This is a genomic window from Arthrobacter sp. NamB2, assembly GCF_005281365.1.
GTDB lineage: Bacteria > Actinomycetota > Actinomycetes > Actinomycetales > Micrococcaceae > Arthrobacter_D.
Genome location: NZ_SZWI01000002.1, coordinates 415,205 through 432,961, shown reverse-complemented (window position 1 = coordinate 432,961; position 17,757 = coordinate 415,205). Strand labels below are relative to the sequence as shown.

Sequence of the window (17,757 nt, the reverse complement as noted above, 5' to 3'; positions counted from 1 at the left end):
GGCGTCATCGCCTACCGCAGGTTCCGCTCGATCGTCGCCGCCGAGCGCGCCACCCGGGCGCCGATGTCCGCGGTCGGGACATCACTGCTCAGGTAGACGACGGCGAGCGCGGCCGGCAGCTGACCGGGGACGCGGACCGCCGCACCGACGGAGCTGACGCCCGGGATGACCTCGTCGTGGCTGAGCGCGTAGCCGGTCCTCGCCGCGAGCCGCGATTCCGTGCGGTAGGGCTCGCCGGGCGCGAGGCGCTCCCACTCGTCCTCCCTGAGTGCTGATTGGATCGCGATTCCCGGCGCGCCCGCACTGAAGGAGTGCCGGGATCCAGGCCGCTGCACCAGGGTCCCCTCCCCGTGCGGGGGCTCGACGGCGACCAGCGTGACGCATTCGCGGCGGTCCCACACGGCGATGAACGCGGTCATCTGCAGGGAGGCCGACAACGCCGTGAGTTCCGGCAACGCCGCCGACTGCAGGTTCCGTGCCACGCCGCGCGCGAGCGCCGCCATCCCTGGCCCGATGCGGAAGCTGCCAGCCGCGTCCCGCAGTACGAGGGCGTGGGCTTCCAGTGTCCGCAGGATGCGGTAGGCGATCGACCGGTGGACTCCGAGTGCTGCGGCGACATCCGCGATCGTCATGCCGTGGGTCGCCTCCGCGAGGATCTCGAGCACCCGGATACCGCGGGAGAGCGTCTGGCTCTGGGGCGCGAGCGACGCCGTCGTCGCCTGCGGCGCCGGGGCGTCCCGCGCGCTCGTCGATCCCACGCTAGGAGGCCTGCACTGTGCGGGTCGGCGCAAGGAACCCGGCGAAGAACTGTTCGAGCTCCCCGGTCGCGTCGAGCGGCAGGACGGCAGCGACGTACTGGTCAGGCCGGACCACGACGACGACGCCGTCCCGGTCGAGTCCCCGCAACCCGAAGATGTCCGCGGACGGGGTCGAGGCGTACACCTTCTCGTAGTCGGTGAGCCGGAACGAACCGACGGACGGCAGGAACGCCTTCGGGACCAGGCCGATATCGACGGCCGTGTGGTCCTGCTGGTACACCACCTTCACGTCGAACCACGCATCCACGTCGGAGCCCTCCGGAGTGGCGGCGAGAGGCGAGCGCGACGACGTCGTGAGCCAGTCCGCGAATCCCGCGACCTTCGATGCCGCCCCGGCCGGTGCAGCATCGGCGAAGGCGTAGATGCGCCACCTGCCGTCGGCGGTCGCGTGATGCCCGAGGTGCATCGGGACGCCGTCGCACACGCGCGCGACCGGCGCGGACTTGAATCGCTTGCCGAGCGGGAACCCGGTGGCGCGGTCCTGATGCGTCGCTTCACCGACGAGCATCGACGCTCGATACTGGGTCCTGAACCCGGCGGGGAACTCGGCGGTCCGCACGTAGAAGTCCTCGAGTTCGGAGGGATCCTCGAATTCCTCCGGCCGCTTGGCCATGAGCGTGGACCACTGCTTGTCGAACTCGATGAGGTCCTTCGCAACCACCTGCCGCTCCGCGGAGTAGGTGGCGAGCAGGCTCTCGGGGCTGCGGCCCTCGAGCACATGCCCGAGTTTCCAGCCGATGTTGAAGCCGTCCTGCATGGAGACGTTCATACCCTGTCCGGCCTTGGCGCTGTGCGTGTGGCACGCGTCGCCCGTGATGAAGACGCGCGGCGTCCGCGTTCCGACGTCCTCCTGCCGGACGTCGTCGAACCTGTCCGTCAACCGGTGGCCCACCTCGTAGACGCTGTGCCACGCGACGTCCCGGACGTCGAGCGTGTACGGGCTGAGGATGGCGTTGGCCTTCGCGATGATCTGATCGATCGTCGTGGTCCGGACGGCGCCCCGTCCGCTCGGCTCCGTCTCCCCGAGGTCCACGTACATGCGGAAAAGATGGCCGCCCTCCCTCGGGATCAGCAGGATGCTGCCGCCACTGCCGGACTGGATCGCGCACTTCCGGCGGATGTCCGGGAAGTCCGTGACGGCGAGGATGTCCATGACGCCCCATGCGTGGTTGGCCGCGTCCCCCTCGAGGGAGCACCCGATGGCCTGACGTACCTTGCTCCGGGCACCGTCGGCCCCGACGACGTACCGTGCCCTGACCGTGCGCTGCCGACCCTCGCGCTCACCCGCCGTCTCCACGAGGGTGACGGTGACGGGATACTCGGCGTCGTCGTCGACCTCGAGCCGCACGAACTCGAACCCGTAGTCCGGTTCCATCCTGGTGGGGGCGTTCCTCATGAACTCGGCGAAGTAGTCCAGCACACGGGCCTGGTTCACGATGAGGTGCGGGAACTCGCTGATCTGCGTCGGGTCGTCCTCGGGACGCGCAGTGCGGACGATGCGGGACGGGTCCTCCGGGTCGGGCTTCCAGAACGCCATCTCGACGATGCGGTACGCCTCGTCGGTGATCCGCTGGGCGAACCCGAAGGCCTGGAAGGTCTCCACGCTGCGCGCCTGGATCCCGTCCGCCTGGCCGATGGCGAGCCGCCCCGGCCGCCGCTCGATGATGCGCGTGGTGACACCCGGGAACTGTGAGAGCTGCGCTGCGGCGATCATGCCGGCCGGGCCGGTTCCCACGACCAGCACGTCCACGGTGTCAGGAAGTTCCATGGGGCGATCGATGCCGACCCCGGCAGCCGGATGGATCTTCGGGTCTCCGGAGACGTATCCATGATGATGGAACTGCACGGGCCTACCTCACTTCATCGTGGTGTCGGGCTGCATCCCGTTCGATTATCGAACGGCTCGTTCTACTGTTGTCCGGCGATGCTACTGCGCCCCTCACCGCCGATCAAGGACGCCGCATCCCCTCCGTTGGGCGCCCTTGACGCGTGGACGAACCGACCCCTAGGGTTCGTATACGATTTCGTACTCGATGAGGAGCAACGGTGGACGAGGTAGACGACGGCATCCTGCGAGCGGCCCGCAAGGTCATCGCAGTGCACCTCAACTACCCGAGCCGGGCCGCGCAGCGCGGCAGGACGCCCGACCAGCCCTCCTACTTCCTCAAGCCATCCTCGTCGCTCGCGCTCTCCGGTTCGGAGGTGGAGCGCCCGGCGGGCTGCGAACTCCTCGGTTTCGAAGGAGAGATCGCCCTGGTCATCGGCGCCCCCGCGCGCCGGGTCCCACCCGAGGACGCCTGGGGCCACGTCGCCTGGGTCACTGCCGGCAATGACCTCGGCGTCTACGACCTGCGCTATGCGGACAAGGGGTCGAACCTGCGCTCCAAGGGTGGCGACGGTTTCACCCCGATCGGACCGAAGCTGCTGCCCGCCGCATCCGTGGACCCGGCGGGCCTCCGGGTCCGTACCTGGCACAACGGCGGGGTGGTGCAGGACGACACGACGGCGGGCCTCCTCTTCCCCTTCACGCGGCTCATCGCGGACCTGTCGCAGCTCCTCACACTCGAACCCGGTGACATCATCCTCACCGGCACCCCGGCCGGCGCCTCGGTCGCGCACCCGGGCGACGTCGTCGACGTCGAGGTGTCCACCCTCGACGGCACGCTCTCGACGGGCCGCCTGCGCACCCGGGTGGTGCAGGGAACGACGTCGCTCGCCGACTTCGGTGCCCAGCCGAAGGCGGACGACGCCCAGCGCGAGGAGGCCTACGGATCACGGGAAGCCGCCGGGCTCGCCGTGCCACGACCGGCGCTCACCCCCGAGCTCAGGACGAAGCTGGAGGGCGTCGCCACGGCCACGCTGTCCGCGCAGATGCGCAAGCGCGGCCTCGACAACGTCAGCATCGACGGCCTGCAGGCCACGCGCCCGGACTGCCGGGTGGTCGGCCTGGCCCGCACGCTGCGGTACGTCCCGAACCGCGAGGACCTGTTCGAGGCACACGGCGGCGGATTCAACGCCCAGAAGCGCGCGATCGACTCCATCAACGAGGGCGAGATCCTCGTGATGGAGGCGAGGGGCGAGAAGGGAACGGGCACCATCGGTGACATCCTCGCTCTCCGCGCCCAGGTGCGCGGAGCCGCGGCGATCATCACCGACGGAGGCGTCCGCGACTTCTCCGCCGTCGCCGCCATGGACATCCCCACCTACTACGCGAATCCTCATCCGGCGGTGCTGGGGCGCCGGCACATCCCCTGGGACACCGACGTCACGATCGCCTGCGGCGGCACCACCGTGCAGCCCGGCGACATCATCGTGGCCGACGCCGATGGCATCCTGGTGATCCCGCCGGCGCTGGCGGAGGAACTCGCCGAGGATGCCGTGACCCAGGAGAACGAGGAGGCGTTCATCGCCGACATGGTCCGTGAGGGGCACGGCGTGGACGGCCTGTACCCGATGAATGCCGAGTGGCGCGCCCGCTACCAGGAGCACGTCTCGGGAGACTCCCGTGGCTAGGACGGAGACGGCGGCCGGCAGCAAGTCGCAGCAGTCCTACGAGGCGGTCAAGGCACGCATCGTGGATGGGACTTACTCCCCCGGATACCGCCTGGTGCTCGCGAAGATCGCCGAGGACCTCGGTGTGAGTGTGGTGCCGGTCCGTGAGGCCATTCGACGGCTCGAGGCCGAAGGCCTCGTCACCTTCGAGCGAAACGTCGGAGCGACGGTCGCCGGCATCGACCCCACCGAGTATCTCTATACGATGCAGACCCTCAGCGTCGTCGAAGGTGCCGCTACTGCCCTCTCCTCGCCCCTGATGGGACCTGCGGACATCGCCCGCGCACGCAGCGTGAACAACGAGATGCGTGCCTGCCTCGAGCACTTCGACCCGGTGCGCTTCACGCGCCTCAACCAGGACTTCCACAGCGTCCTGTTCGAGAACTGCCCGAACCCGCACATCCTCGATCTCGTGCACCGCGGGTGGAATCGTCTCGCGTCGCTGCGCTCCTCCACCTTCCGGTTCGTTCCCGGCCGCGCGCGCGAGTCGGTCGAGGAACATGACGATCTGCTCCGCCTGATCGAATCCGGGGCCGACGCCGACACCATCGAACACGCCGCCCGACTCCACCGCAGCGCCACCCTGGACGCCTACCTCGCGCAGTCCGGCGCCCGTCCCAGTGAGGAAACGCCATGACCAGCCCTGCCGGAACCGCACCGCGGCACCACGTGCCGCAGGACCTGCCGACCTCCATCCAGCACTACATCGGCGGCCGCTTCGTCGACTCGGTCGGCGGGCGGACCTTCGACGTCCTCGATCCGGTCTCCAACTCCACCTATGCCACGGCCGCGGCGGGGCAGACGGAGGACATCGATGCCGCCGTCCGTGCCGCCCGCGAAGCCTTCACGAACGGGCCGTGGCCGCGGATGAAACCGCGCGAACGCGCGCGGGTCCTCAACCGGATCGCCGACGCCGTCGAGGCCCAGGAGGATCGCCTCGCCGAACTCGAGACCTTCGACACCGGTCTGCCCATCACCCAGGCGAAGGGCCAGGCCCTCCGGGCGGCCGAGAACTTCCGCTTCTTCGCCGACCTGATCGTGGCCCAGTTCGACGACGCCATGAAGGTCCCCGGCTCACAGATCAACTATGTGAACCGCAAGCCCATCGGCGTGGCCGGCCTGATCACGCCGTGGAACACACCGTTCATGCTGGAATCCTGGAAGCTCGCTCCGGCCTTGGCGACGGGCAACACCGTGGTCCTGAAGCCTGCGGAATTCACGCCGTTGTCCGCTTCCCTGTGGGCTCGGATCTTCGAGGACGCGGGCCTGCCCGACGGCGTCTTCAATCTCGTGAACGGCCTCGGCGAGGAGGCGGGCGACGCCCTGGTGAAACATCCGGACGTCCCCCTGATCTCCTTCACGGGCGAGACCACCACGGGCCAGACGATCTTCCGCAACGCCGCAGCCAACCTCAAGGGGCTGTCGATGGAACTCGGCGGGAAGTCGCCCTGCGTCGTCTTCGCCGATGCCGACCTCGACGCGGCGATCGACTCGGCCCTGTTCGGGGTCTTCTCGCTCAACGGTGAGCGCTGCACGGCAGGATCCCGCATCCTGGTGGAGCGGCCGGTCTACGACGAGTTCTGCGAGAAGTACGCAGCCCGGGCGAGGACCATCGTCGTCGGGGACCCCCACGACCCGAGGACCGAGGTCGGCGCGCTCGTGCATCCCGAGCACTACGAGAAGGTCGCGGCCTACGTGGAGATCGGCAAGACCGAGGGCCGGCTCCTCGCCGGCGGCGGACGCCCCGAGCACCTGCCGGAGGGCAACTACATCGCCCCCACGGTGTTCGCCGACGTCGCCCCCGACGCGCGGATCTTCCAGGAGGAAATCTTCGGCCCCGTCGTCGCCATCACACCCTTCGACACCGACGCCGAAGCCCTGGCCCTCGCCAACAACACCCGGTACGGCCTCGCGGCCTACATCTGGACGAAGGACCTGACGAGGGCACACACGTTCTCCTCCGACGTCGAGGCCGGAATGGTCTGGCTCAACAGCCACAACGTGCGTGACCTGCGCACCCCGTTCGGCGGCGTGAAGGCCTCCGGCCTGGGACACGAGGGCGGCTACCGCTCCATCGACTTCTACACGGACCAGCAGGCGGTCCACATCACGCTCGGTACCGTCCACATCCCGAGGTTCGGCAGCGTGGAGGCTTCGGCCGCCAATGAAGGCTGACACCCCTTTCGCTCGACGAGGAGAGAATCCGATGCCCAACCCCATTCCGACGCCGTCGCTCCCCGCCCCGGACATCGTCCGCTGCGCGTACATGGAGATCGTGGTCACCGACCTCGCGCGCTCCCGTGCGTTCTACGTCGACGTCCTCGGCCTGCACGAGACCGAGGAGGACGACGAGGCGATCTACCTGCGGTCCCTCGAGGAGTTCATCCATCACAACCTCGTCCTCCGGAAGGGACCCGTCGCGGCCGTCGCCGCGTTCGCCTACCGCGTGAGGTCACCGGCGGACGTGGACGCCGCCGAGGCGTACTACCGCGAACTGGGCTGCCGCACCGAGCGCCGCAGGGACGGCTTCACCAAGGGTGTCGGCGATTCCGTCCGCGTCGAGGACCCCCTCGGCTTCCCGTACGAGTTCTTCTATGACGTGCAGCACGTCGAGCGGCTCACCCAGCGCTACGACCTCTATTCCGCGGGCGAGCTGGTGCGCCTCGACCACTTCAACCAGGTCACGCCCGACGTGCCGCGGGGACGGCAGTACCTCGAGGACCTCGGCTTCCGCGTCTCTGAGGACATCCAGGACTCCGACGGGGTCACCTACGCCGTCTGGATGCACCGCAAGCAGACCGTGCACGACACCGCGCTCACCGGCGGCAACGGTCCCCGGATGCATCACGTGGCCTTCGCGACGCACGAAAAGCACAACATCATCCAGATCTGCGACAAGATGGGGGCCCTGCGGATCAGCGACCGCATCGAGCGCGGACCCGGTCGCCACGGCGTCTCGAACGCGTTCTACCTCTACATCCTCGACCCGGACGACCACCGCATCGAGATCTACTGCCAGGACTACTACACGGGAGATCCCGACAACCCGACGATCACCTGGGACGTCCACGACAACCAGCGCCGCGACTGGTGGGGCAACGCCGTCGTTCCCTCCTGGTACTCCGAGGCCTCCCTCGTCCTGGACCTCGACGGCAACCCGCAGGACGTCGTCGAGCGCGACGAGAGGAGCGAGCAGGCCGTGACGGTCGGTGCGGACGGCTTCTCCTACACGCGCAGGGACGACGGCGGCGCTCCCGCCGAGGGCTTCAAGCTCGGAACACAGCTGTAGCGGTGCCACCGCGAACACCTCACCCCTCCAGCGAAGGACACCGATGCTCGACAGCCAGACGATCAGCGGCATAGCCGATGAACTGCTCGAGGCCGCCCGGACCCGGACGCCCGTGCCCCTGTTGACCGCCCGCTACCCCGACATGACCGTGGAGGATTCCTACGCCGTCCAGCGATTGTGGCGGCAGCGCAACGAGGACGCCGGCCGCACGCTGGTAGGGAGGAAGATCGGGCTGACCAGCAGGGCGATGCAGGAGGCCACCGGCATCACCGAGCCCGACTACGGGGCGATCTTCGACGACATGGTCCTGGAGACGGGGTGCTCCGTGGAGTGGGAGCGCTACACGAAGCCGCGGGTGGAGGTCGAACTCGCCTTCGTCCTGAACAGGGACCTCACCGGGCCGGGGTGCACGATCTTCGACGTCCTCAACGCCACCGACTACGTGGTGCCGGCCCTGGAGATCCTGGACTCCAGGATCGAGATGGAGGGCCGCACGATCGTTGACACCATCTCCGACAACGCTGCGATGGGCGCCATGGTGGTCGGCGGCAGGCCCGTGCAGCCCGACGCCGTCGACCTCCGCTGGGTGTCCGCGATCCTCTACAAGAACCAGGTCGTCGAGGAGACCGGCGTGGCAGCCGGAGTGCTCGACCATCCCGCCGCGGGAGTGCACTGGCTCGCCAACAAGATCGCAGCGCACGATGACGGGCTGAAGGCTGGCGACATCATCCTCGCCGGGTCCTTCACCCGGCCGCTCCGGGTGCACAGGGGCGATACCGTCCACGCCGACTACGGGCCACTGGGAGCTGTGACATGCCGCTTCGTCTAGAACCCACCTTCAGCACCGGCCTCGCTGCGTCCGATCGTCCACTCGCGGGCATGTGGGTCTGCTCCGGCAGCCCGCTGGTCGCCGAAATCTGCGCAGGATCGGGACTGGACTGGCTGCTCGTCGACGCCGAACACAGCCCCAACGGCCTCGAATCGATCCTCGCCCAGCTCCAGGCCGCCCACGGCTACCCCGTGCACGTGGTGGTGCGTCCGCCGGTCAACGAGCCCGTCGTCATCAAGCAGTACCTGGACCTCGGCGTGCAGAACCTGCTGATACCGATGGTCAACTCGGCGGACGACGCACGGGCCGCCGTCGCCGCCACCCGCTACCCGCCGGACGGCATCCGCGGAGTCGGTTCCGCCCTGGCGCGAGCGGCCCGCTGGAACAGGGTGCCCGACTACCTCTCCGGTGCTGCCGCCACGATCAGTGTCACGGTGCAGATCGAATCGGCTGCCGCCGTCGACGCCGTGGAGGAGATCCTCGCCGTCGAGGGGATCGACGCCATCTTCCTCGGGCCGTCCGATCTCGCGGCGTCCATGGGCCTTCTCGGGCAGCAGGAACACCCTGAGGTGCGCGCCGCCGTCGAGCACTGCCTTGCGGCGGCCGCACGTGCCGGCGTCCCGGCGGGCGTCAACGCCTTCAACCCGGCGACGGCCCGCCACTATCTCGGGAGCGGAGCGCGGTTCATTCTGGTCGGGGCCGACGTCGCCCTGCTCGCGCGGGGTTCCGAAGCCCTCGCCGCGCAGTTCGTCCCGGCCGCCGACGGCGATGGTACCGCGACGGGTTACTGACGAACAGGGCGGCCGGCGAAGGGGACCGCCACGTCCGAAAGCTCGTCGCAAAGGCTGCCCTGTACGCCGATAGTGCACAGGACCCTTACGATACAAAGAGGCAGGTATTGCCGTTATGTCTGCCGGTGGGGCGGCGACCAGGAGAGGTACACCATGGAATCACCGCGCAGGTTCGACACGATCACGATCATCTTCAACCCGAACAGCACCGGGGATGCCCCGAAGCTCGCCGAAGAGCTCCTGCAGGATCTGACCTCCGCGCTGCCCGACACGACGGTCACCATGCGACCCACCGAGCACGCCGGGCACGCCATCGATCTCGCTCGCGAGGCGGCGGCGGCAGGCAATGCCCTGGTCGTGTCGGTCAGCGGTGACGGCGGGTACAACGAGGTCGTCAACGGAGTGATGGCCAGTGGCAGCGATGATGCGGTCTGCGCGGTGCTGGCCGCGGGCAACGCGAACGACCACAGCCGCGTCACGGGCCGCAAGCCCCTGGCAGAGGCCATCACGGAGGGGCAGGTGCGCCGCATCGACCTTCTGCGCATCAGCATGGACGAGACGGGAGCTGACCCGGTGTACGCGCACTCGTACATCGGTTTCGGCCTGACGCCGGTCGTCGCGATCGATCTGGAGAAGGGCAGCAAGGGTGCCATCAAGGAGATGTTCTCCGTCGTGCGCACCTTCTCCAAGTTCAAGCCCTTCGAGATCCGGCAGAGTGACGGCAAGCGACGCTCGTTCGACAGCCTCGTCTTCGCGAATATCTCGCAGATGGCGAAGTACGCAACCCTGAGCGAAGCCGGGGACCACCCGGCAGACGGGAAGTTCGAGGTCATCACCTTCCCCCACATGGCCAAGTGGCGGATCCTGCTCACCGCCCTCCGCGCCACGACCAAGGGGCTGGGCGACCAGCCGAGCTACACGCAGTACCGGTTCTCGACGCTCAAGCCCATGCCCTACCAGATCGACGGCGAAGTGAAGTCCGTCGAAGCTGCCACGGACATCACGATCGACAGCGTTCCCCGGGCACTCGCCATCCTCGGCTGAGCGCCCATCACAACGGGCCACCGGTACGAAGTACTCCTGGCAGGAAGTACCCCTGACCCGGCGCTTACCGCGTGCACCGCCCAGCTGGACCCGATCTCCGACGCCCCGCCGCCGACCAGCACCGCGTGGCCGTCACCCCCACCAAAGGACAACCGTGAGCGATCTCGCCACCCCACCGGCCGCGCCCGTTGCTGCCCCTCGCACTGTTCGTATCTCGAAGCCCAACGACGTCGTGGCTTCCTACTCGGTGCTGCTGAAGCAGGTCCGCAAGGAAGGCCTCCTGAACCGGCGGCGGCGCTTCTACGTCTCGGTGTTCGCCATCCTCGCCCTGGTCATGGGGGCGGCCTGGACCGGTTTCGCGCTCCTGGGTGACACCTGGTTCCAACTCCTCATCGCCGCCGTCCTCGGCGTCGTCCTCACCCAGGTCGCGTTCCTGGCCCACGAGGCCTCGCACCGCCAGATCTTCAGGACCCGCGGCGCCAACGACTGGTCCGGGCGCATCCTCGCCGCCGGCGTCGTCGGGATCAGCTACGCGTGGTGGATGGACAAGCACACGCGCCACCACAACGATCCCAACACCCGCGGCAAGGACCCCGACATCGAGGTCGACACCATCTCCTTCCTCGAGGACGATGCCGCGAAGGCCAGAGGGCTGCACGCCTGGATCACCCGCCGCCAGGGTTACCTGTTTTTCCCCCTGCTCACGATGGAGGGCATCAACCTCCACGCGCGCTCCATCAGCACCCTCTTCGCCCGCCGGGCCATCACCGGCCGCTGGGTCGAGCTCGCCCTCCTCGCGACCCGCTTCGGCGCGTACCTGGGCATCCTGTTCTGGTTCCTGCCCGTCGGCATGGCCTTCGCGTTCCTCGGTGTACAGCTTGCGGTGTTCGGGATCTACATGGGCGCCAGCTTCGCGCCCAACCACAAGGGCATGCCCATCGTGCCCAAGGACAGCAGGCTCGACTTCTTCCAGAAGCAGGTCCTCACCTCCCGCAACATCCGCGGAGGCTCGTTCGTGAACAACGCCTTCGGCGGATTGAACTTCCAGGTCGAACACCACCTCTTCCCCGATATGCCCCGCCCCCACCTGCGCCGCGCCGCCGTGATCGTCAAGGAACACTGCGAGCGCCTGCGCGTGCCCTACACCGAAGTGGGCGTCACCGCCTCCTACGCGGCCGTCGTCACCTACCTCAACCGGGTAGGACTCGCAGCCCGTGACCCCTTCGACTGCCCGACCCTCAACCGCTACCGCCGAACCTGACACCCGGCCCCCCGCCCGCCGCACTTCGAAGCGGCGCCCGCCCACGAAAGCGATCCTGCGCGCAGTGACATCCCATCGTTCGACCGGGCGCCTGCCTGCCCTCCTCCAGCAGATGGCTCTCCGCCGTCCCTCCTCGTGGCCACCGACTTCCCGCCACGCGTCCTTTCGCCGCCCGTCCGACGGCGAGGACCCGGCAGGCGAGGCTGCCGTCGTCCACGACTGCACGGGCATGGTGAGGACCACGCTGGATGCAGCGACCGGATCGCGCCGGGAGGTGTCGTACCGCGTCCACTCATGGTCCAGCCGGACCGGCGACGATCCGGCTCGTCCGGTCTTCGTCCTGGTGCACGGGATCGGCATGTCGCACCGCTACTTCGCCCGGTTGCGGGCGGAGTTGGTGCCCTACGGAGACACCCTGGTGCTCGACCTTCCCGGTTTCGGGGGGACACCCCGGCCGGCTTCGCAACTCTGCGTCGGCGATTACGCGGCAGTCATCGCGACGGCACTGGTGGACGCAGGGCGTCAATCGTGCGTGGTGGTCGGTCATTCTATTGGCGCACAGTTCGTCACCGAGCTCGCGGTGAACCGTCCTGACCTGGTGTCGGCCGTGGTCCTCATCGGTCCGGTCACGGACACGTCCCATCCGACCGCCGCGCGGAACGCCGCCGCCCTGGCCCTCGACACCCTGCTGGAACGTCCGGTCACGAACCTCCTGGTAGGGGCAGCCTACCTGCGGTGCGGGATCCGCTGGTACCTGAAGGAGTTACCGGTGATGCTGGATTACCGCCTGGACGAACGGCTCGCCGTGGTGGCACAGCCCGTCCTGGTGCTGCGCGGCGCGCTGGATCCGGTAGCAGGCCGCACGTGGTGTCGGAGGTTGGCCGCGGCTGCTCCCGACGGACGCATCGCGGAGGTGCCCGGCCAGCCCCACGCTGCGCACCGTACAGGTTCCCGCTTCGTCGCGGGTGCCATTCTGCGGTTCGTCGAGGACTCTCGCGTCCGCCCGTCCGCGGATCGCGTGGGATAGCGCCACGGCCTTCCTGTCCTGTTCCCCGGCGCCGCGTTCGAAAAGGGTGGCGGCCGTGAGCCGCGGATTGAGTAGGATGAGGTCCTGCTGACATTGTCGGTAGCGGTTCAGAAGAGAGCCCGGGGTTGGTCCCTGTTCCCTTCCAGTTGATAGGCGTCCCATGAACACCAGACTCACTTCCTCCGAGCCATTTCCCGAAGACCTTGGAGGCCTCGATCTTCCGGAGGTCGAGGTTCTCAACAGCAAGATCCAGCGCGAGTTGGCGCACGCGTACGTGCACGACGGCGAAGTCGATCCGGAGACAGAGTTCCGCAGCGAGGAACTGATCCAGGAGCTCGACCGCCGCGATGCAGCGGCTACCGCGCCGTCGGCCGTGTCCCCTCAGGCGTTCCTTCCCGCGGGCGGGGACGTTCGCCACCTCTAGCATTCCTGGCGGATGCCGAGCCGAACCGCTGTCGGCGAGCCACGTGCCGGCGGCCGAATCTTTCCCTGTTCCGTCCGTTGGTCGTTGTAGTGGCTCCTGCTGGAGTCGGTGAGGAATTACCGCAGTGCCTGATGAAAGGGAACTTGCCGCAGAAGCCGCGGAGAACACGACCATTTCCCTGCTGCAGGACATGGTGCTCGACAGCGACGACGTCCAGCAATTCCTCGACGGGCTCGTGACGGTCGCAGCGAAGGCGTTCACCGGCGCGCAGGGAGAAGTGTTCTGCGGTGTCACCCTGTTGCGTCCGGGGTCGATGGTCACCGTCGCGAGTAGCAGTGACCAGGCGAAGGTCATGGATGAGGTGCAGTACGGGTTCAACGACGGACCGTGCCTTCGCGCCGCCCGTGAGGGTTACACCGTGCATATTCCTGACTTCCTGAGTGAGTCCCGGTTCCCCGAATACCGTGAGGCCATCGCAAGCCACGGCATCCGATCGGCGCTGGGGATTCCCATCCGGCTGGACGCGGGCGCGAGCGCCGGCCTGGACTTCTACTCGACGGAACCGGCCGCGTTCTCGGTGACGAGCATCGCGGTTGCCGAGGGATTCGCCCGTGATGCTTCGAAGTCCCTACGGCTGGCGGTCCGGATCGCAACGCTGAGCGACAACTCGCAAAACCTCAAGGCAGCTATGGAATCCCGAACCGCCATCGATCTTGCCGTCGGCGCCGTCATGGGCCAGAACCGCTGCAGCCAGGACGAAGCGATCGCGATCCTGCGCACTGCTTCCCAGGGCCGCAACATGAAGCTGCGGGACCTCGCGGTGGAGCTCCTGGCCTCCCTGGGTCAGAAGGGAACGGTCCGCACCCACTTCGACGCCTGATCGTCGGAGTACCCGCTAGGGTTCGTGAACCTGCCCTGCCTGTGCCTCGTCAGGGTCGTCCGGCACGAGGCGGGGTCCGTTGATCTCGTCCTCGACCTGTCGCGCGAGCGTTCGTAGCTTCCTACCGTCCCGCATCGAGTATTCCCGCGGTAGCTGGTCGATCACGCACAGCGTACCGATCGTCCACCCTCCAGGCCCTCGCAGTGGATAGCCGGCGTAGAAGCGGATGTAGGGCTCCCCCAGGACGAGCGGATTGTCCTTGAACCGCTCGTCCTCAAGCGCGTCCCGCACGATCAACGGGCCCGCATTCCGGATCGTCGCATTGCAGAACGAGATCTCTCGTGGCATGTTCTGCTGAACCGGCCCGATCACGGATTTGAGGAACTGGCGCCGATCGTCTATCAACGCCACGATGGACGAGCTGACCTGGAAGTAGTCCTTCGCCTGCCGCGTGATCCGGTCGAATCTCTCCTCCTGCAGCGTGTCGAGCAGGTGTGTCCGGGTGACCGCATCCAGGCGTTCCTGCTCCTGCTCCTCGGGGGTGAGAAGGAACGATCCTGCGACACCGAGGGCTCGCCGGGAATCCTTCGACGATTGGTGCGGCACATCGACCGAACAACGCTCGATGCGGTCCTTCGCGCCGACCCCCGCCAGCAGCTCGTTCGTCGCATCAGCCAGAATGTCGCACTCGATGTCCTGCAGCTCGAACATCCCCGACACGTAGGCCTCAAGCTCGAAGCGCGACACCGCTCCGCCCCGACCGTAGTAACTAACCCACACGTCCTCGAGGGTCAGCCCTGTCGCCGACAGGACCTCCCTCAGCTGCTCAAGCCGTGCCTGCGTGCTCATACCAGTACCTTCCATGCCGACAGCCCGCCCACGCCGTTGATCGTCGTCAGTGCTACCGCTTCGACCGGCAAGACGTCGAACCGTCAGCAGGCTTACTTCCCTACGTTAGCGCGCCGCGCCTTCGATGACACGGGTCGGGGGATGATCTGCCCAACATGCCACGCTTGCCCGGCAGCATGAGTCCTCGATGCCATCCAGTTGTTTTGACTTAATCAAAACAACCAGTAAGCTTGCACTGTGACGCTCTCTCCCTCCGCCCCCGCCGATCCGGAGGTGCTGCGGCAATCCATCCGGGCGGCGGGCCTGAAGGTCACCGCTTCGCGGGTGGCCGTTCTGCAGGCGCTGCAGAGCAGGCCGCACTCGAGCGCCGACAACGTGTTCGAGAGCGTACGGGATGCTCTTCCCGGCACGTCGACCCAGGCGGTCTACGGGGTTCTCGCCGCCTTCACGGAGGCAGGCCTCGTGCGGAGGTTCGATCCAGCCGGATCGCCGGCGCTGTTCGAGTGCAGGGTCCGCGATAATCACCACCACCTGGTGTGCATCTCCTGCGGAGCCATCCGGGATGTCGATTGCGTCATCGGTGCGGCCCCCTGCCTGACCCCCTCGGACGCGCACGGTTTCACCGTGATCGCAGCGGAGGTCACCTTCAACGGACTGTGCGAGCAGTGCCGGGAGACCGTACCCCCAACCGGCTAGGGCACCAGCGACACCCGTGCGACGGGTGCCGTGGTCAGCAGCGGCCGCCAATCGAAAACCGACAACCCTACCTTCGGCGTGCCTGATTCATCCCCCTGCAGGCACCCCTCCACCAGCAGAAAGAAGTTCATGACACTCCTCGATCGCGTCTTGCCCCACACACACAAGCCTTCGACAGCAGCGTCCGACCGCCGGTCTCCTGCCCCCCTGGGAGGCAGGTACGTCACCGTCTCCACGCCCGCAACGGGCCACGAGCAGACAGAGGGCACCTATGTGACGACCGGCAGGGCCGTACCCGCCACGCGCGGCAGCTACGTCTCGACGTCGTCGGCAGCTCGACCCTCCGGCGGGTACTACACCTACTCCGCCTGACCTGCGGGAGTGGAAGGAGCCCTTCCCGGGCGCGCTCCCCCTACAGCTGGTCCTCCAGGTGGAACACCTCATCGAGTCGGACGAAGCCTTCGTCCGGGCGCCCGTCGAGGGCCACGAAGAACGGCGCCATCTCCGCCTGCCACCTGGCATTGACCTCCGTGTCGGCCATCGCGGACTGGGATGCTGCGAAGTCCTCGCACTCCACGTATCCGATCAGCAGACCGTCCGGGCGCAGGAACAGCGAGTAGTTGTTCCACCCCGTCGCCTTCAGTGCCCTCGCCATGTCGGGCCAGATCGCCGCGTGCCGTTCGCGGTACTCCGGGATCCGCTCGGCCCGGACCTGTAGTTGGAAGCACACACGCTCCATTGATATCGGTTCCTTCGCTGCTTGGAGAGCTGGTTGATGGAGTCAGAGGGCTACGTGACGGTGCTCGACGCCGAGGAGGCTCGCTGCCGCCTTCACGTCGGCCGCTCGGTGCCCCACGCATAGGGCCCAGTGGTGGCCGATACCGGTCTGGCTCCACTCGTCCACCCACAGGCCCGGGTCTCCGCCGAAATCCACCCGCGACGTCGTGTTGCCGATGGACAGCAGGGGCCCGGGCACCACGGTGCCCTCGGAGGTGATGAAGACGTAGGACCCGTCCGGATCCTGCCCGATACCGAAAGTGGTGACGGGACCGTGGCGCACGTCGAATTCGACGGAGACGCCCCAACCCCGCTTGCCGTGGTAGACACCCAGTCCGCGCAGCAGTGGATCAGCGGCGCTGACGGCGAGGTGGGCGGGACCGTCGTGTCCCATCTCCACCACGTTGTCGAGGAAGTTGAGCGCCTGGATCTCTGTGAAGGAGCCTCCCGCGCCCATGGTGTGGGCGGCGAGCATCGCGATGGAGGTCCGGAGCTCGTACTCGCCCGCCATGGGAACACCACGCGCGGTCAGGATCGAGGCGCCCAGGATCATCCCTGCGCCCAGGCGTTCGTGCTGCTCCCCCGCGAGGCCACGGTGGTAGTAGGCCAGCGAATCCAGGTCGAACTCCGTGACGAGGCGATCGAGCCCGACCGACACCTTCGCGCCCCACGCGAAATCCTCGTCGACGACGGATGCGTCCACGGTGAAGAGGTCCCGCGCCAGAGCCACGCGCTCGCGCACCTGCTCGTCGGTCACCTCGGCGACGAACTCGCGGAGGTCGTCGAACTCGACGACCTCGACGTGCGAACCGAACGTCGTCGACACCGTGGTGAGGTCGGTCGAGACGTCGAGCATGCCCGGGTAGACGTGGCCCATGAGCCCGTGGCGCGCGTGTCGCAGCCTGCCGCGCACTCCGGCAGCGTGCACCCACTGGTTGATGCGCTGCCACGCGGACTCCTGCTTCAGGTGGCCGGAGACCGAGCGGAACGTGATTCCTGCCCTCCTGAAGACATTGGCGACCTCGGGCACCGGACATTGTCCGCAGTAGGCGAGCCACCTGCCGGTATCGACGTTCGCGTGGTCCATCGCCTCGGTGGGCTGCAGGTCGATCACGAGGACCGGCGTCCCCGACCGCTGTGCGATCGGCAGGACCATCGAGGACGTGAGGTAGGTGGTCAGGATGATGACGATCAGGTCGCAGTCCGCACGGCGCAACTCCTCCGCGGCAGTCGCCGCCTCTCGGGCATCGGAGACGAAGCCGACGTCGGTGACCTCTGCGTCGAGCTCGCGGAGCCTGGCGGTGACGTAGCGCGCCGACTCCTGAAGCTGCGGCAGCAGCTCGGGGAACTGCGGCCAGTACGCACCGAGCCCGCCGGAGACCAGACCGAGGCGCGTAGGACGGCGGCGGATGGGCTCGAGCTGCTCAGGAACGGCCAGCGGGCCGGCGGATCCGGCAGTGGCATCGGCGGTCAAGGGTGCTCCTCGGACGGCGGGTAGGAACGGCGGGAATGAGGTTAGG

19 protein-coding genes are annotated in these 17,757 nt (G+C 67.7%); 13 read left to right on the top strand and 6 right to left on the bottom strand.

The window, feature by feature from the left end:
- Positions 1-11: 11 nt before the first annotated feature.
- On the bottom strand, positions 12-758 hold the full coding sequence (locus tag FDK12_RS05725) for an IclR family transcriptional regulator (RefSeq protein WP_137368645.1): 747 nt from the start codon (positions 756-758) through the stop codon (positions 12-14).
- Position 759: 1 nt separating this feature from the next.
- A complete protein-coding gene (locus tag FDK12_RS05720) occupies positions 760-2,664 on the bottom strand; it encodes an FAD-binding monooxygenase (RefSeq protein ID WP_137368644.1) in 1,905 nt (634 codons plus the stop codon).
- A 200-nt stretch (positions 2,665-2,864) separates the two neighbouring features.
- Between FDK12_RS05720 and FDK12_RS05715 the strand changes: the two genes are divergently transcribed.
- From FDK12_RS05715 to FDK12_RS05665, 11 genes are all read left to right on the top strand, one after another.
- A complete protein-coding gene (locus tag FDK12_RS05715) occupies positions 2,865-4,331 on the top strand; it encodes a fumarylacetoacetate hydrolase family protein (protein WP_137368643.1) in 1,467 nt (488 codons plus the stop codon).
- Positions 4,276-5,007 (top strand): GntR family transcriptional regulator, encoded by a 732-nt coding sequence (locus FDK12_RS05710; RefSeq protein WP_137368642.1) that lies wholly within the window; start codon positions 4,276-4,278, stop codon positions 5,005-5,007. Before FDK12_RS05715 ends, FDK12_RS05710 begins: the two co-directional genes overlap by 56 nt.
- Entirely contained in the window at positions 5,004-6,545 is a 1,542-nt protein-coding gene (hpaE, locus tag FDK12_RS05705) for a 5-carboxymethyl-2-hydroxymuconate semialdehyde dehydrogenase (RefSeq protein ID WP_137368641.1), read from the top strand. Before FDK12_RS05710 ends, hpaE begins: the two co-directional genes overlap by 4 nt.
- Before the next feature lie 31 nt (positions 6,546-6,576).
- A complete protein-coding gene (hpaD, locus tag FDK12_RS05700; protein WP_137368640.1) occupies positions 6,577-7,659 on the top strand; it encodes a 3,4-dihydroxyphenylacetate 2,3-dioxygenase in 1,083 nt (360 codons plus the stop codon).
- Between the two features lie 43 nt (positions 7,660-7,702).
- Complete coding sequence (gene hpaH / locus FDK12_RS05695) at positions 7,703-8,488, top strand: 2-oxo-hept-4-ene-1,7-dioate hydratase (protein ID WP_137368639.1); 786 nt, start codon at positions 7,703-7,705, stop codon at positions 8,486-8,488.
- Complete coding sequence (locus FDK12_RS05690; RefSeq protein ID WP_189636269.1) at positions 8,473-9,279, top strand: HpcH/HpaI aldolase family protein; 807 nt, start codon at positions 8,473-8,475, stop codon at positions 9,277-9,279. Before hpaH ends, FDK12_RS05690 begins: the two co-directional genes overlap by 16 nt.
- A 153-nt stretch (positions 9,280-9,432) precedes the next feature.
- Entirely contained in the window at positions 9,433-10,323 is an 891-nt protein-coding gene (locus FDK12_RS05685) for a diacylglycerol/lipid kinase family protein (protein WP_137368638.1), read from the top strand.
- 154 nt (positions 10,324-10,477) lie between these two features.
- Positions 10,478-11,584, top strand: a complete 1,107-nt coding sequence (locus tag FDK12_RS05680; RefSeq protein WP_137368637.1) for a fatty acid desaturase family protein — start codon at positions 10,478-10,480, stop codon at positions 11,582-11,584.
- A 64-nt stretch (positions 11,585-11,648) separates the two neighbouring features.
- Positions 11,649-12,611 (top strand): alpha/beta fold hydrolase, encoded by a 963-nt coding sequence (locus FDK12_RS05675; protein ID WP_137368636.1) that lies wholly within the window; start codon positions 11,649-11,651, stop codon positions 12,609-12,611.
- Between the two features lie 160 nt (positions 12,612-12,771).
- Positions 12,772-13,035, top strand: a complete 264-nt coding sequence (locus tag FDK12_RS05670; RefSeq protein WP_137368635.1) for a hypothetical protein — start codon at positions 12,772-12,774, stop codon at positions 13,033-13,035.
- 124 nt (positions 13,036-13,159) lie between these two features.
- A complete protein-coding gene (locus FDK12_RS05665; protein ID WP_223263111.1) occupies positions 13,160-13,915 on the top strand; it encodes a GAF and ANTAR domain-containing protein in 756 nt (251 codons plus the stop codon).
- A 15-nt stretch (positions 13,916-13,930) separates the two neighbouring features.
- Here FDK12_RS05665 and FDK12_RS05660 read toward each other — a convergent pair whose 3' ends face one another.
- On the bottom strand, positions 13,931-14,764 hold the full coding sequence (locus FDK12_RS05660; RefSeq protein ID WP_137368634.1) for a GAF domain-containing protein: 834 nt from the start codon (positions 14,762-14,764) through the stop codon (positions 13,931-13,933).
- Positions 14,765-15,001: 237 nt separating this feature from the next.
- On the opposite strand from FDK12_RS05660, the gene FDK12_RS05655 reads away from it, so the two are divergent.
- Complete coding sequence (locus FDK12_RS05655; protein WP_137368633.1) at positions 15,002-15,460, top strand: Fur family transcriptional regulator; 459 nt, start codon at positions 15,002-15,004, stop codon at positions 15,458-15,460.
- On the opposite strand, the gene FDK12_RS15340 is transcribed toward FDK12_RS05655, so the two are convergent.
- The gene (locus tag FDK12_RS15340) at positions 15,457-15,591 is read right to left on the bottom strand and encodes a hypothetical protein (RefSeq protein WP_262983271.1); all 135 of its coding nucleotides are present in this window, start codon (positions 15,589-15,591) and stop codon (positions 15,457-15,459) included. The genes FDK12_RS05655 and FDK12_RS15340 overlap by 4 nt on opposite strands.
- On the opposite strand from FDK12_RS15340, the gene FDK12_RS05650 reads away from it, so the two are divergent.
- The gene (locus tag FDK12_RS05650) at positions 15,590-15,832 is read left to right on the top strand and encodes a hypothetical protein (RefSeq protein WP_137368632.1); all 243 of its coding nucleotides are present in this window, start codon (positions 15,590-15,592) and stop codon (positions 15,830-15,832) included. The genes FDK12_RS15340 and FDK12_RS05650 overlap by 2 nt on opposite strands.
- Positions 15,833-15,872: 40 nt before the next feature.
- On the opposite strand, the gene FDK12_RS05645 is transcribed toward FDK12_RS05650, so the two are convergent.
- A complete protein-coding gene (locus tag FDK12_RS05645; RefSeq protein ID WP_137368631.1) occupies positions 15,873-16,199 on the bottom strand; it encodes an L-rhamnose mutarotase in 327 nt (108 codons plus the stop codon).
- 42 nt (positions 16,200-16,241) lie between these two features.
- On the bottom strand, positions 16,242-17,711 hold the full coding sequence (locus tag FDK12_RS05640) for an L-fucose/L-arabinose isomerase family protein (protein WP_137368630.1): 1,470 nt from the start codon (positions 17,709-17,711) through the stop codon (positions 16,242-16,244).
- Between the last annotated feature and the right edge of the window lie 46 nt (positions 17,712-17,757).